General features: G+C 57.8%; 13 protein-coding genes. 2 read left to right on the forward strand and 11 right to left on the reverse strand.

Annotated features, from left to right (window positions below):
* Positions 1-11 precede the first annotated feature (11 nt).
* Entirely contained in the window at positions 12-1,085 is a 1,074-nt protein-coding gene (locus J2S20_RS00480; protein WP_307251877.1) for a cytidylate kinase-like family protein, read from the forward strand.
* 104 nt (positions 1,086-1,189) lie between these two features.
* On the opposite strand, the gene J2S20_RS00485 is transcribed toward J2S20_RS00480, so the two are convergent.
* Both J2S20_RS00485 and J2S20_RS00490 read right to left on the reverse strand, forming a co-directional pair.
* The gene (locus J2S20_RS00485; protein ID WP_307251879.1) at positions 1,190-2,176 is read right to left on the reverse strand and encodes a diaminopimelate dehydrogenase; all 987 of its coding nucleotides are present in this window, start codon (positions 2,174-2,176) and stop codon (positions 1,190-1,192) included.
* Positions 2,177-2,314: 138 nt separating this feature from the next.
* Positions 2,315-2,977, reverse strand: a complete 663-nt coding sequence (locus tag J2S20_RS00490) for an ABC transporter ATP-binding protein (RefSeq protein WP_307251881.1) — start codon at positions 2,975-2,977, stop codon at positions 2,315-2,317.
* A 164-nt stretch (positions 2,978-3,141) separates the two neighbouring features.
* Between J2S20_RS00490 and citC the strand changes: the two genes are divergently transcribed.
* Positions 3,142-4,218 carry a [citrate (pro-3S)-lyase] ligase gene (gene citC, locus J2S20_RS00495; RefSeq protein WP_307251885.1) on the forward strand — a complete coding sequence of 359 codons (1,077 nt, stop codon included), beginning with the start codon at positions 3,142-3,144 and terminating at the stop codon, positions 4,216-4,218.
* A gap of 107 nt (positions 4,219-4,325) precedes the next feature.
* Here citC and selD read toward each other — a convergent pair whose 3' ends face one another.
* From selD to J2S20_RS00540, 9 genes are all read right to left on the reverse strand, one after another.
* Positions 4,326-5,366, reverse strand: a complete 1,041-nt coding sequence (selD, locus tag J2S20_RS00500) for a selenide, water dikinase SelD (RefSeq protein ID WP_307251888.1) — start codon at positions 5,364-5,366, stop codon at positions 4,326-4,328.
* Between the two features lie 167 nt (positions 5,367-5,533).
* Positions 5,534-6,745 carry a dicarboxylate/amino acid:cation symporter gene (locus J2S20_RS00505; RefSeq protein WP_307251891.1) on the reverse strand — a complete coding sequence of 404 codons (1,212 nt, stop codon included), beginning with the start codon at positions 6,743-6,745 and terminating at the stop codon, positions 5,534-5,536.
* 132 nt (positions 6,746-6,877) lie between these two features.
* Complete coding sequence (locus tag J2S20_RS00510) at positions 6,878-7,612, reverse strand: zinc ribbon domain-containing protein (RefSeq protein ID WP_307251894.1); 735 nt, start codon at positions 7,610-7,612, stop codon at positions 6,878-6,880.
* A 194-nt stretch (positions 7,613-7,806) separates the two neighbouring features.
* Positions 7,807-7,932, reverse strand: coding sequence for a hypothetical protein (locus J2S20_RS00515; RefSeq protein WP_307251897.1), 126 nt, complete (start codon positions 7,930-7,932; stop codon positions 7,807-7,809).
* 190 nt (positions 7,933-8,122) lie between these two features.
* Positions 8,123-8,749: a phosphatase PAP2 family protein gene (locus tag J2S20_RS00520; RefSeq protein ID WP_106612433.1), complete on the reverse strand. Its 627-nt coding sequence runs from the start codon at positions 8,747-8,749 to the stop codon at positions 8,123-8,125.
* Positions 8,750-8,994: 245 nt separating this feature from the next.
* Positions 8,995-10,545: a Na+/H+ antiporter NhaC family protein gene (locus tag J2S20_RS00525; protein WP_307251901.1), complete on the reverse strand. Its 1,551-nt coding sequence runs from the start codon at positions 10,543-10,545 to the stop codon at positions 8,995-8,997.
* A 206-nt stretch (positions 10,546-10,751) separates the two neighbouring features.
* A complete protein-coding gene (gene yqeB / locus J2S20_RS00530) occupies positions 10,752-11,561 on the reverse strand; it encodes a selenium-dependent molybdenum cofactor biosynthesis protein YqeB (protein ID WP_106612435.1) in 810 nt (269 codons plus the stop codon).
* The gene (yqeC, locus tag J2S20_RS00535; RefSeq protein WP_307251906.1) at positions 11,551-12,384 is read right to left on the reverse strand and encodes a selenium cofactor biosynthesis protein YqeC; all 834 of its coding nucleotides are present in this window, start codon (positions 12,382-12,384) and stop codon (positions 11,551-11,553) included. The genes yqeB and yqeC overlap by 11 nt, the downstream gene beginning before the upstream one ends.
* Positions 12,385-12,443: 59 nt before the next feature.
* Positions 12,444-15,038 carry a heavy metal translocating P-type ATPase gene (locus J2S20_RS00540; RefSeq protein ID WP_106612437.1) on the reverse strand — a complete coding sequence of 865 codons (2,595 nt, stop codon included), beginning with the start codon at positions 15,036-15,038 and terminating at the stop codon, positions 12,444-12,446.
* Positions 15,039-15,055: the final 17 nt, after the last annotated feature.

Below are 15,055 nucleotides of genomic sequence, written 5' to 3' on the forward strand. Positions count from 1 at the left end.
GGTGAACTACAATGGAACAAAAGCAAAATAACTGCCGCGCACTGGCGGAACGCATCTATGATCTCGACGAGCGTGTATACAGACTGTCCGGCTCCACACTGGGCCGCACGCTGATCGGCGGAAGAGAAAAGGTCGTCGCGCTCCTGGAGCGCGAGCTGAGTCTGTTTCCCGACGGGGAGCTGATACACAGCGATCTGGCTCTGATCGGCAATATGGGCAGAACCATCTCCGACCCTGCTGCAAGAAAAGAGCTAATGATGGAGTACAACGAGATCCTCCAGGAAATCAGCGGCATGGAAACTGCACGCGATGCCTACGATATCGTGGATGAGCGGCGCATCACCCTGAATCCCTTCGCCACCGGCGCAAAGAAATTTACGACAGAGGACAGGCTGGTTATCTGCATCGGCCGCACTTACGGCAGTGCCGGAACCGACATCGGCTTTAAGCTTGCGGATAACCTGCACATCAACTACTACGACGCGACCATCTTCAAGGACGTGATTGAGCGTCTTCAGGCACAGAAGGAAACCCCGAAGAATCAATGCGTCGAGGACAGGCTGAAGCAGCTGCGCTCTCTCCGGGGCGTGCGCCTCATCACCAGCAATTTCAATCGCTATCACGGTCTTCCGGCCGAGGACGCGCTCTTCTTCAACCAGAGTCAGTACATTGAGGAGCGCTCCAAAAAAGAGGATTTTGTCGTGATGGGACGCTGCGCGGATGTCATCCTGCGCAATGCCGGAATCCCCCATGTCAGCATTTTCATCACGGCGCCCTTTGAGATCCGGGCGCGCCGTATTATGGAGCTGCACAGAATCAGCTACAGGGAGGCCTGCCGCGAGGTGCGCAGAGAGGACGGAAAACACGCGCGCTTCTACAGGCGTTACACCGGTTATGAATGGGGAAATGCAGTTCACTACGACCTCTGCATCAACAGTGCAAGCTACGGCATCGAGGAATCGGAAGAGCTCATCATCCGTGTGATTAAGGCACGTCTCCGTGACGATCTCGCAGCGGAGGCAGAGCGGCATGAGGCGGCACTCGCAGCAGAAGTCGCAAAAAGAGAGCAAAAACAGACGGAGTAACACAGCCGCGCAATCATGCGCATAAAGCAAGGGGCACAGACTGAATATGCCAGTCCGTGCCCCTTGTCCTTTTGATCCTGTTCCTGCAGTGTACAGAAAAGGTATTACAACAGATGTACGCGAAGCTCCTCAGCACTCAGCGGGCTCAGGTAAGCGGGCGCAATGTCAAAGACGGTCAGGCAGCCCTTCCGTCCCTCTGACGCAAGACGGTACAGCGCCCTCGCGTAGGCAACCAGTATGCTTCCGGTAAACTCCGGGTTTGAGTCGAGCTTTACGCTGTACTCCACAATCTCCTTATGCTCCTTCAAAAAGCCGGTCACTCCGCTGCGGATCACAAAGCCTCCGTGAGGAAGTCCCTGGTGGTTCTTCTGCATCTCCTCCGCAGAGATAAAGTGTACGCTGGTGTGATAATCCGCAAAGTAATTCGGCATGGAACAGATCTCTGCCTCAATTGCAGCGCGATCCGCCCCCTCCTCGGCCACGACAAAGACCTCTCTGGTGTGCATGTCTCCGGTCTGGAATTCCGGCTGCTCCCCTCTCCTCACACGCGCTGCGGACTCTGCCACAGGTATCGTATACTGTCTCGCATCCAGCACACCCGGTATGCGCCTGCACGCATCCGAGTGCCCCTGGCTCACGCCGCGTCCCCAGAAAGTATAGTTCTTCCCCTCCGGCAGAATCGCCGTCGAGATGAGACGATTCAGGGAAAACATCCCCGGATCCCAGCCGACAGAGATCAGCGCAGCCTTTCCGCCCTCCCGCGCAGCTGCATCCACCGCTGCAAAGTGCTCCGGGATCTTCGCATGCGTGTCAAAGCTGTTGATCACATTGAATTCTCTCGCGTACTCAGGCATCTGTTCCGGAAGATCCGTCGCGCTGCCGCCGCAGAGTACCATCACATCAATCTCATCTCTCCACGCCCGGATATCCTCAAGATGCACGACGGGAATATGCTCCGTGTGCAGCTTAACGCTCTCCGGCGCCCTTCTTGTAAATACAGCCTTCAGCTCCATATCCGGATTCTGCCGGATGGCGCTCTCCACTCCGCGTCCCAGATTTCCATAGCCCAAAATACCTATCCTGATGCTCACTCTGTCTACTTCCTTTCCCTGTGGCGGAGCCTGCGCTCCGCACCCTCAGTTAATTCTGAGAAAACAATTCTGTTCTCCTGCACTCTACAAAAAAAGCGCCGGAAAAACAAGCTTCAAAATATCCAAATTTCAGGCGCTTTACAGCAGCTCTTTGAACTCCGTTCTATCTCCCTGTTCCATGAGCAGCACCCGGTCGGAAATCCGCTGCGCCTCCGCTCTGTCATGCGTCACAAGAAGGGTCGTAATGCCGTGCCGCCTCTGCAGCGAGCGCAGCTGTACAGACAGCTCCTCCCGGAGCACCTCATCCAGACCTGTGAAGGGCTCATCCAGCAGGAGAAGACGAGGCTTCATACAGAAGGCACGGGCCAGCGCCACTCTCTGCTGCTGTCCACCGGAGAGCTCCTCCGGACAGGTGTCGCCGTAATCCTCCATACGAAAGAGACGCAGGTACTGCTCTGCCTCCGCACGAAGCCGGTCTCCGGAGAGACCGCCCGGCCGCATACAGATCTCCAGATTCTCCCGCACCGTGATCGCCGGGAGGAGGCGCCGCTCCTGAAAGAGCATCCCAATGCCGCGCTGACCCGGTCGAAGACCTTTTACAGATACTCCGTCAAAGAGAATCTCCCCTGATGATACTTGATGCAATCCGGCGATCACGCGCAGCAGCGTTGTCTTCCCGCAGCCGGAGGCTCCCAGGAGAGACAGCAGTTCCCCCTTCCCAATCCGCATGCTCAGATCGGAAAGGATGTGAGGCCCTCCGTAGGAAGTCGTAATATTTTGCAGCTCAACACACAGACCCAAGGCAGTGCTCTCCTTTTCCGTATTTCCTTAAAATGTGAGTCTCCGTCCCCTTCATCCCTTCGCTGTCCAAAAAGCACATGCTGCAGCTCCGCTTTTGTTGTATGATGGATGTATGATTCCCGGCACAGACAAAGACCCGCGCGGCGCCGGACAGAGGAGACCCTATGATCGAAGACTATTATATCAGAGAAATCGCTCTAAGCTATCCCCCGGAGCGCACTGCGCTCTCAGAATTTCTCAGCGCGCATGAGCTCCGCTTTGAGGAGGATATCGAGCTGGCCTATGGCGTCTATGATGAGGATGAGGTGCTGCACGGCTGCGGCTGCGCCGCAGGCGCACTGCTGAAGTGCTTTGCGCTTGACGCCTCGCTCCGCGGTCATAATATGCTGGGCGCACTCGTCTCAGAGCTCCTGCAAAACCGCTTTGCCGCCGGTATCTCGGAGCTCTTCGTCATCACCCGCAGACACAATGAGACGCTGTTTCTCTCCTGCGGCTTTCATGTGCTCGCGCATACGGAGCAGGTCACCATGCTGGAAAACAGAGCACAGGGCCCCGAGCGCTACGCTGCTGCGATACGCGCCGCCGCTCCCTCCGATTTCAAGGTGATTTCCGAAAAAGCTGCGGCTGATGCCGGACACGGCCCACAGATCGGCGCGATCGTCATGAACTGCAATCCCTTCACGCTGGGGCACCGCGCGCTCGTTGCCTATGCCGCGGCGCGCTGTGATTTTCTGTATCTCTTTGTCGTCGAGGAGGATCGCTCCATGTTCTCCTCCGCCGTGCGAATGGAGCTTGTGAAAGCTGCGACCGGCGATCTCAAAAATGTATACCCTGTATTCAGCGGGCCCTACATGATCTCTGCCTCCACTTTTCCCAGCTATTTCCTGAAGGCCGGGGAGGATGCCGCCGCTCTGCAGTGCGAGCTGGATATCACCCTCTTCGCGGAACGCATCGCCCCCGCGCTGAACATCACAGTCCGCTTTGCGGGCGAGGAGCCGCTGGATCCCACCACCGCGCGCTACAACCGCGCCATGCGGGAGCTTCTGCCCGCGCGCGGCATTCAGTTTACAGAAATCCCCCGGGTCTCCGATGCTTCCGCCCCCATCAGCGCCTCCCGCGTGCGCGCGCTCCTTAAGAAGCAGGGATGGACAGAGACGCTCCGCACTCTGGTGCCGCAGAGTACCGCAGCATACCTTGAGAGGACTTTTCCCCCGAAAGAGGAGGAAAGTCTGACAGACTGACCCTGTCACACTACATCCGCTTTCACGTCTTTACAGAAATACTTTCCGTCAGTATAAGCTCCCCTGCTTCCGTACCATGCAGTCTGTCTCAAATTCTCGTACATGCATTACTCTGCAAATATCCGCTTGCTTCCCCGGTACTCCCGCAGCTCTCCGACGCGCTGCACCTTTGGCACGCGCGCATCCCGGCGCAGAGCTGCCTCGAGCGCATCCGCTGCCTCCGGCGCGACAGCGATCATCAGTCCTCCGGAGGTCTGCGGATCGAAGAGCAGGTCCTGGAGCGCCAGCGGCAGGGCGCCAAGCTCTGTCGCCTGCTCCGCATAGCGCCGGTTCCTGTATGCCCCGGCCGGAACCAGGCCCAGCTCTGCGAATTCAAGTGCGCCCGGAAGAAACTGAAGCCTCTCTGTACAGATATGGATCTCCGCATCCGCCCCCTGTGACATCTCCAGGAGATGCCCCAGCAGTCCAAAGCCCGTGACATCTGTACAGGCATGCACGGGATACTGCACCATAATATCCCGCGCGTATTTATTCAGAGTCATCATAAGCTCATTCACTCTGCTCTGCTGCTCCTCTGAGAGCAGTCCGCCCTTCCCTGCCGTCGTCAGCACACCGATACCGAGCGGTTTTGTGTAGAACAGGATATCGCCGGGCCTGCCTCCCGCATTTGTAAGAATGCGCTTCGGATGCACGATACCCGTAACTGCCATACCGTACTTTGGCTCTCTGTCATAAATGCTGTGCCCCCCGGTGATCATCGCCCCCGCCTCATAGATCTTCGCATATCCGCCGCGAAGTATCCCGTGCACCTGTTCCCGCGGCATATCCTCCGGCACCATCATGATATTCAGCGCTGTCAGGGGCTCTCCCCCCATGGCATAGACATCGGAAAGTGCATTTGCCGCGGCAATCGCCCCGAAGGTATATGGATCGTCCGCGATGGGAGGAAAGAAATCCACTGTCTGAACAATGGCGGTATCCTCTGTGAGCTGATAGACCGAGGCATCATCGCTCTTGTCATAGCCGACCAGCAGCCGTGCATCCCGGTGCACCGGAAGATCCTGAAGGAGCCTGGCGAGCTCCCCTGCTCCGACCTTTGCACCACAGCCGGAACACTCTGTCAATTTTGTAAGCCTGATATTCTCCATTGCACGCTCCCTCACTTTCTTTATCCGCCCGGACAGTTCTGCACAAAACCATCTGTTCGGATTTTCCTCCGGAACAAACTCTCATATTCCTTCTCCTGTACGCAAACAGCGGGCGTCTCCGCCCGCCGCAGCCATTGTTCCTATACCCATCCCTTCCGGGGCAGTCTTTATTTCCCGCTGAGCCTCTCCTTTGCGGATACGACGACCGCACAGGCCGCATCGCCGGTGATATTCACAGTTGTGCGGCCCATATCAAAGATACGGTCCACGCCGGCCACCAGCGCGATTCCCTCTACCGGCAGCCCCACAGACTCCAGCACCATGGCGAGCATCACCATACCCGCACCGGGCACACCCGCTGTGCCGATAGAAGCGAGGGTAGCCGTGAGCACGATGGTGAGCATCTGGGAAAAGCTTAAGCTCAGTCCGTAGCAGGTTGCGATAAAGATGGCGCAGACACCCTGATAGATCGCGGTTCCGTCCATATTGATGGTTGCGCCGAGCGGCAGCACAAAGGAGTAGATATCCTTCGGAACGCCGAGCTTCTCTGAGCACTCCATATTCATGGGCAGGGTGCCGACAGAGGAGGCGGAGGAGAAGGCCAGAATGATAGCCGGCATCATCCCCCTGAAAAACTTCAGCGGGCTCATCTTTCCAATTGCCGCGACCGTCATGGAATAGACCAGAGCCGCATGAATGACATAGCAGATATAGGCGACCAGCAGCACCTTCGCGAGAGAGCCGATGATGGACGGGCCGTTCTCCGCGACGACGGGACAGAGGAGACAGAAGACGCCGATGGGTGAGAGTTTCAGTATCATCTCCATCGTTTTCATGCAGATCTCATTTACTGCCAAAACTGCATCCACGCTCTTTCCGGACTTCTCTCCCGCAAGGATGATCGCGAAGCCGATGAAGAGAGAGGCCACAATCACCTGCAGCATATTGGATTCCACAAAGGGCTTCATGAAGTTATTCGGGAAGACGCCGACCAGCGTGTCCATAAAACTCACGGAGGAATTGGCCTCGTAGCTTAAATCGCTCGTCTGCAATACCGGGAAGGTCCCCTTGAAAAGATTTGCAAAGATCAGACCTATCGTCACGGCGAAGGCAGTCGTACACATGTAGTAGAGAACGGTCTTTCCGCCTATCGCCCCGAGCCGGCGAATATCCTTCATGGAGATAACGCCGGACATAATAGAGAAAAAGACCAGCGGCGCGACGATCCACTTGATCAAATTCAGAAAGATGGTACCAAAGGGCTTGATGAATTTCGTCGCAAGCTCCGGATTTCCGGTAAAGGCGATGCCGGCGGCAATCGCAAGCACCAGTGCAATAAAAATCTGTGTAGACAGCGCAAGTTTCCGTTTTTCCTTCATGAATACACCCCTCTCTGTAAACTTCAATACGGTCATTTCGCAGCTTGTCAGTATAATTATAGCAATATCGCATAATTTATTCAATATTTTATTTCTATTTTTTATGCACTTTGCTATATTTTTAACAATAATCTACCGCTCCTCCAGACGATCCAAGCGCCAGATACGTATATTCATGACCTCCAGCTCTATCCCGCAGTACTGGCAGTGACGCGCCCCGAGATCCGTGACCGGCGCGCCGCAGTTCGGACAGTGCAGTCCTGTCGCGGCTCCCTCCACACGGGAGCTGTCCTGCACATGGATCAGCTCCAGCTGGAAGCGATGCTGCCCCTTCCGCACTTCCCCGGAGCGCTGCGCCTGCTCCCCCGACTGCCAGACCGGATGCCGGTACTCCAGCGCAGTCTGCACGATGATTCTGCAGAGCGCACTCTGCCGCTCATAGCGCGTGATCTCTGTCTGATGCACATATATCTCCTCAAAGCGCTCGCGTATGCCCCTTCGCACTGCGTCCTCAATACGAAGCTGAAGCTGCTCCCGGATCGCCTCTGAGCCGTCCGGAAGTCCCGCCCTGTTCTGCTGCTCCACTGCCTTCAGATAGCGCTTCAGCAGCAGCTCACAGCGCTGCCTCCACTCCGGCCAGTGAAATTCCGGAAAGTCCTCCCTGATCCGCGGGAGCTCCACGCGCGTCATCCCCGCCACGCTCTTCGGACCCTCCTCATAGAGCTCCTCCCGCCGCCTGAGCCCCTCAATGAGAGAATTTGTGCCAAAGAGCAGGCGTGAAAGCTGTCGTGACTTATGTCGCAGGTAGAAAAGCCCTCCCAGAAATGAGACGGCCGCCGCAATTCCAATGATCGTAAGTGCATTCATACTCTATCCCTCCGCGATCAGCTCTCCTTCCCCGCTGAATTCATAGAGATTGTCGAGACCCATATCGACATAGCCCGTTCCGTCGTCATAGAACGGATTCAGATCCAGGCGGTTCACAAGCCCCCACTGCGCCTCCGTGAGTGCAAGCGCCGGTTTTCCTTCCGCCCCCTCTGTCCACTGAAGCCCGGAGAGCGTCAGACTGTTGTCCGCAATATAGGCTGCTGCATGCCGCCGGTGCCGAGCCCCTGCCCCCTCCTGTGGACGCCCGCGCCCTGTCCTGTCACATGCTTCTCTCTCGCTCCCGGCCGATTCTCAGGCATGATATCCTCCCTTTCTCAGCCTTCCGCTGCCAATCTCTCACTCCCTGCGATGACGGGAAACATATCCCACTGTCCCCGTTCCTCTCTCGCAGAGACTGCGCCGCATTCTCTCATCTCCAAATACCATAGCGTTCCGCATACACTGCATGTATATAAGTCTGCCAAAGCTGTACCGCACTCCGCCCTCACATCAGCTGCGCGCGATCCACTCTCCCAGCACCGCAAACGGAAACAGCCTTCCGAGGCCCCAGCAGAGCGCCGCAAGCGGCAGCGCAGAGAGCGCATCAATCAGAACATGCTGCTTCGTGTACAGGGTCGAGAGCACAATCAGCGCGGACAGGATCACCGCGATGCCGCGAACCGGAAGCATTAGCCCCGGACTCACAAGCGCCATCGCCAGCACAATATAGCACATGGAGCAGTGCATGCTGGGCGCACAGTTCAGTCCCTTGTAGCTCCCCCGGTACACCAACTGCATGACAAGCCCCGTGGCGCTCTCCGGCGGCGCCGGTCGGCGAAAGGTCGTGGGATAGGCAAGGTAACAGATGAGACTCAGGACAATATCCGCAGCCATCGCAGTCATATAGCGCCCGTAGTGCAGCGGAGATGCAAAGTAGAGCGCCAGCGGAAACAGCGCGATGAGCGGAAACCACAGCACATAGATATACACCCACACGGGGGCAAAGGGAATGCGGCGGTCTATCCCGCGCTCCACATTGTGCGGAGGCCCCTCAAGCGCCTCAACACCGAAATAGAGCAGGCACTGCCCGCCCAGCAGGATGGCCTGTGCCAGTATCAGTCTCCGCAGCTCTCCCATACGCACTCTGTCCCCTTATCCCTGTCTTAAGTTCTCACAGACAGAGGCTCCGCTCCTCATTCTGAAGCTCCATGGTCTCCGTCTCTTTGCGCTTACACTATACCCTCTCACTCCCCGCTTTGCAATGCTGCAGTGCCTCTTCCTCCGCTTCGCACATCAAAAAACATAGTAAAAGACGCGGATGATGTCGGCACACCACCCGCGTATCGTATCATCTGTTTTTTCAGGCAGCAGTCCACTTCTCCTCAGCCTGCGATCTCCTTGCCCGCCTCTGCTCCTGTCAGCGGATTCTCTGCCCTCTGCTGTGCAAAGTGGAGCACAGACATCATCGCAAGAAGGAGGGCAGCGCCAACTGCAAGGGAGATGAGCGCGTTCTGCACAAAGCCCGCCACCACATAGGTGAGGAAAGAGATCAGGGCGCAGCTCAGTGCGTATGGCATCTGCGTGGAGACATGTGCGATATGGTCACACTGCGCCCCGGCAGAGCTCATGATAGTCGTGTCGGAGATCGGGGAGCAGTGATCGCCGCAGACCGCACCCGCCATGCAGGCGGAGACGCAGATGATAGCCAGCGGATTTCCGCTCTCAAGCGGGAATACCTTCAGCGTGATCGGAATCAGGATACCGAAGGTTCCCCAGGAAGTTCCCGTTGCGAAGGCAAGACCGCAGGCGATCAGAAAGACAATCGCCGGAAGAAAGTTCAGCATTGACCCCGCGCTGTGCTCCACGACACCGGCGACATACTCCGCCGCACCGAGGGAATCTGTCATGCCCTTCAGCGTCCATGCAAGGCAGAGTATCATGATGGCCGGAACCATGGCCTTGAAGCCCTCCGTCAGACAGCTCATGCAGTCTCTGAACTCCAGCACGCCGCGGAGAGAATACGCCGCAATCGTCAGTACCAGCGCCACAAAGGAGCCAAGCACCAGTCCCACCGAGGCGTCACTGTTTGCAAAGGAATCCACAAAGCTGGTGCCCTCAAAAAACCCGCCGGTGTAGATCATGCCCACGACACAGCTCACAATGAGGACTAAGATGGGAAGGACCAGATCCAAAACGCCGCCCTTGCCCGCAGCGCTCTCATTCTCTGTGCTGACCGGAGGATTGACCGTGAAAATATTTCCGCGCAGCGCATTTGCCTCGTGCCGCGCCATCGGGCCGTAGTCCAGACGCAGAACTGTCAGCGTCACCATCATGAGTATGGTGAAGAGCGCGTAGAAATTATAGGGAATCGCGTTGATAAAGAGCATCAGTCCGTTCGTCCCCTCAGGTGCAAAGCCGGAGATGGCCGCCGCCCAGGAAGAGATCGGCGCGATGATGCAGATCGGCGCCGCTGTCGCATCAATCAGATAGGCGAGCTTCGCCCTTGAGACATTCTGCCTGTCCGTCACCGGGCGCATCACACTGCCCACTGTCAGGCAGTTGAAGTAGTCGTCTATAAAGATGAGACAGCCCAGAAGGATCGTCGCAAGCTGCACACCAATGCGGGTCTTAAAGCGCCTCGCCGCCCACTGCCCGAAGGCCGCGGAGCCTCCCGCCCGGTTCATCAGTGAGACCAGCACGCCGAGGAACACGAGAAACATGAGTATCCCGACATTGTAGGGATCGGATATCTGCGCGATGAGCCCCTCGCTGAAGATGTGATTCAGCGTCCCCTCAAAGCTGAAGCCCGAGTAGAAGAGGCCGCCCACAAGAATCCCCAGAAAGAGGGAGCTGTAGACCTCCTTTGTGATCAGTGCCAGTGCAATTGCGACGATCGGCGGCAGCAATGCCCAGAATGTACCGTGAAATGCCATGATTCTTCCTCCCCTGAAAGCTTTGTCACAGGACGGAATGTCCCGAGGCTCCGTCCCGGAGCCGAAATAACTGTATCAATTAAGGGCATCATAACATCAAAAATTTATTTTGCACTTTTTTTCTATAATTTTTGATTTTTATGGACAGTATGTCCAGTCCTTTGGTAAAAAAACAGCTTCCTCCATAAAACTATGGATTCCGCCTGTTATTTCAACTGCTGATACCTATGCCTGCAGAGAAGCTCCAGCACACTGCCCGCAATGCAGCGCGACTTATCCGAGATCGTGCTGCAATTCTTCTGCTCGGATATCCGCGGATCAATATCCGCGATCTTCAGCCCCCGCTCCACCGGATAGCCGTCCCGGATGATGCCGCGGAGCACGCCGGATAAGCTTGCTCTGACCTCTGTCTCTCCGATTGTGGCGAGCAGCTCTCCCTCCCGCACAATATCCCCGATCTCACAGCGGTTGTGAATGCACCCGCTCTCCGGCGCGTGAATCACGCGAAGCGCGCCCTGCCCGGCGATGAGCCCCGGAACACCTGTATTCTGCGCCGCGCTTCCCTCTGTGATGATGCGCCCCAGATCGTGTCCGCGCTGCGTCTCGATCACAAAATCTGCATCCACGCCCGCGGTGAAGCCCGGCCCGAGCGCGATTGTGAGCGGAGCCATGCCGCGCGTCGTCCCGCAATTCCGCTTTGCGAGTATGGCGTCCACAAGCACAGAGGGCCGCAGGCGGGAAATGCTCTCTCCTGCCGGGTCCTGAAGGACCGGAACCTCATTCCTAAGAAGCACTGCATCCAGCTCCGCCGGACACTCGATGCGCACGGCACGCATTCCCTCTACCTCCGTACTTCCCTGAAACATCGCCTCGCTGACTGCGACTCTTCTGCGAATTGCGGAGGGATTCGGCAGCTCCAGCACCAGCACGCGAAAGCCGCTCCTCCACAGCCTGTGGATGGTCCCGGTGGCGATATCTCCTCCGCCCCGCACAACAATCAGTTCTTCACAAAGCATACTGTCCCTCCTCCCTCTCCGCCGCGGAGAATGCGCTCCACAGCCCTGCGATCCCATAGCGCTCCCGCAATTCCCTGAGTATGCGCTCCGCGCTTCTCTGAAGCTGCTCCGTGTCGCACTGATTCAGCACTGCAAGGTATCTGCGCCGAGCGACCGCCTTCCTGCCTCCCTGCTCTGAGGCGAGCAGACGCACGACATCCTCCTCCGTGACGCGGTGCTCCCCCGGAAGTCCCGAGAGCGCCCAGCGAAAGCAGCAGTCGCACAGTCTCTGTCCCAGCGCGGACATCCCGATCACCGCAAGCACGGTATCTGTCTCCGGATGCAGCGCCGGCTCATGTGCCGCGGGATATTTCATCGGAAGCATTCTCGCGCCATCTGCCTCTATCACACTGCACTCCGCCTTGCGTATCATTGCAGTGAGCAGCTCCGGCTCCGGCGCGCAGAGCTTTCGCACATCTCCCTCCCCCGGCTTCGCGGGACGTCCCAGAAGCGCAGCCCGACCGCTCCTCCACTCCCGGGCGCAGTCCTCCTCCGTCTCACAGAGAAGCCGCCGCTTCGGAAGATAGAGCTTCGTCGTAGTCGTCATGAGGACACGGCGCTTCCGCGACATCTTCTGCGGAACAAATTCTGCCCCACAGGCTTTCCACACCGGTGCAGCCCCCTCTGCATACCCGCAGGGTTCTGCCCCGGTGGGGATTTTCATTGCCTGCATGGCAAGAAAACAGAGCAGCGTCGTTTTACCGCCGCTGCCCACAAGGGAGATCACTCTGTTTTCTTTTATCAGCTCCTCGATCAGAGGCCCTGCATTCCAGCTCATTTTCATAGCTGTATTATGAGCCCGGTCTTGGTCAAAGTAAAGCGGGAATTACGGCAAATGCCGATTCATACCTCCCGTATGCCCTTCACCGTGTAATCCTTCGCCTCGACCGCCTGCTTCAGCGCCACATCCTCCGTGTTCTCCCGCAGTGTGACCAGTGCGCTGCCCTTCTCGTGGCTCACCTCTGCGCTCTCCACCTCCGGCAGCGCCTCCAGTGCCTTCTTCACAGCAGCCTCGCAGTGTCCGCACATCATGCCCTCAATCTCCATCAGCTTCTTCATCGTTCTTCCTTTCCCGCCGTCTCCGGCGATAAAATAATCTTTCTGAGCTCCGTCCTCTGTCTCAAGCTCCAGCTCTGCCATGTCAGCCTGTCTGCGACTTCTGTCGCGACGGGCGTCGTAAATATCCATAAGATTCAGCCGCAGCGCATTTGTCACCACGCAGAAGCTCGAGAGACTCATTGCAGCCGCACCGAACATCGGCGTCATGGTGATGCCGAAGAGGTGAATGTAGGCTCCCGCAGCCGCAGGAATGAGCAGGGTATTGTAGAACAGCGCCCAGAAGAGATTCTCCACAATATTCCGGTAGCTCGCGCGGCTCAGACGTATCGCTGCCGGAACGTCCGTCAGACGGCTCTTCATCAAAACGATATGTGCCGCATCGATCGCCACATCGGTTCCCGCACCGATGGCAATGCCAATATCTGCGCGGGTCAGAGCGGGCGCATCATTGATTCCGTCTCCCACCATGACAACGCTGCCCTTCTCCTGAAGCGCGCGTATCACTGCCTCCTTGCCGTCCGGCAGGACGCCCGCGATCACCTGATCGACACCCGCCTGTCTGCCGATGGCCTCCGCCGTGCGCCGGTTGTCCCCCGTCAGCATGACCACCCGAAGGCCCATTCGCTTCAGCTCCTGTATGGCCGCAGCGCTCTCCTCCTTGATGGTGTCTGCCACTGCGATCATGCCAAGGCAGCGCCCGTCCTCCGAAAAGAAGAGCGGCGTCTTTCCCTCTGACGCGAGCTGCTCCGCACGCCTTTTTACAGTCTCAGAGACCTCCGCAACCCCACTGATCAGCCCGAGGTTGCCGCCGTACAGCTCAAGTCCCCCAAGCCTTGCACAAAGTCCATTGCCGGGAAGCGCTGTAAAGTCGGAGACCTCTGCCTCCTTGATCCCTCTCTGCCTTGCAAATCTGACCACCGCTCCCGCGAGCGGGTGCTCACTCCGAAGCTCCAGCGCACAGGCCTTTTCAAGAAGCTCCGTCTCCGAAACGCCCTCCGCAGGAACAAGCTCCGTCACCTCCGGTGTTCCCTTTGTGATGGTTCCGGTCTTATCCAGCGCCACAATCTGAACATTCCCCGCCTCCTGTAGTGCCGCCGCATTCTTAAAGAGAATACCGTGTCGCGCGCCGACGCCATTGCCCACCATGATCGCCACCGGAGTTGCCAGCCCCAGCGCGCAGGGGCAGCTCACCACAAGGACGCTGATGCCGCGCGAGAGCGCAAAGCCCGCGCTCTGTCCCACGGACAGCCAAATCGCGACAGTGATGAGTGCCACCACGATCACCGCGGGCACAAAGACAGCAGAGATGCGGTCCGCAAGCTTTGCCACAGGAGCCTTTGTCGCTGCCGCATCGCTGACCATCCGAATGATCTGTGCGAGCGAGCTGTCCTCTCCGACCCGCGTCGCACGGCACTTCAGAAAACCGGACTGATTCAGCGTCGCGGAGGAGACCTCTGCCCCCTCGCTCTTATCCACCGGAAGGCTCTCCCCGGTGAGCGCCGCCTCATTCACCGCACTGCTTCCTTCTATTACAATGCCGTCCACCGGTACGGTCTCTCCCGGGCGCACCACAAAGATATCTCCGACGCGCACGCTGTCCACCGGCACAGTCTCCTCCCTCCCGCCGCGAAGCAGCACTGCTGTTTTCGGCGCGAGCGCCATGAGCCCCTTCAAGGCGCTGGTGGTCTTTCCCTTGGAGTGGGCCTCCAGCATCTTTCCGACCGTGATAAGCGCCAGTATCATAGCAGCCGACTCAAAATAGAATTCCATCTGATAGTGCATGGCCCGCGCATGGTCTCCATCCGCCAGCGCACGTGTCAGCGCAAAAAGCATCGCTGTGGAGTAGACAAAGGCCGCGGCAGAGCCCAGTGCGATCAGCGTGTCCATATTCGGCGCGCCGTGTACAAGCCCCTTAAAGCCGCTGATGAAGAAGCGCTGATTGATCACCATCACGATCGCTGCAAGCAGAAGCTCTGTCAGCCCCAGCGCAGCGGGATTGCCGTCGTAAAAGGCGGGCAGTGGCAGCCCCCACATCATATGTCCCATAGAGACATACATGAGCAGAATAAGAAAGGCGAGTGACGCAATCAGTCTTTTTTTTAACAGCGGCGTCGCCCTGTCCTTCAGCGCCTCCTCCTCCGCGGCGAGCTTCGCGCTAAGTCCCTGACGCTGTACAGCCGCTTCCTTTCGCGCAGCACCGTAGCCCGCATCCTCCACTGCCTTGATGACTGCTTCCTCTGCGACATCTCCCTCCACTCCCATGGAGTTTGTGAGGAGACTCACGGAGCAGGCCGTGACGCCCGGAAGCTTTGAGACTGCCTTCTCGACGCGCGCCTGGCAGGCCGCACAGCTCATACCCGTAACTGTATACTGTTCCATGCAATAACCTTCTTTCC

This window comes from Moryella indoligenes (assembly GCF_030812885.1).
GTDB lineage: Bacteria > Bacillota > Clostridia > Lachnospirales > Lachnospiraceae > Moryella > Moryella indoligenes.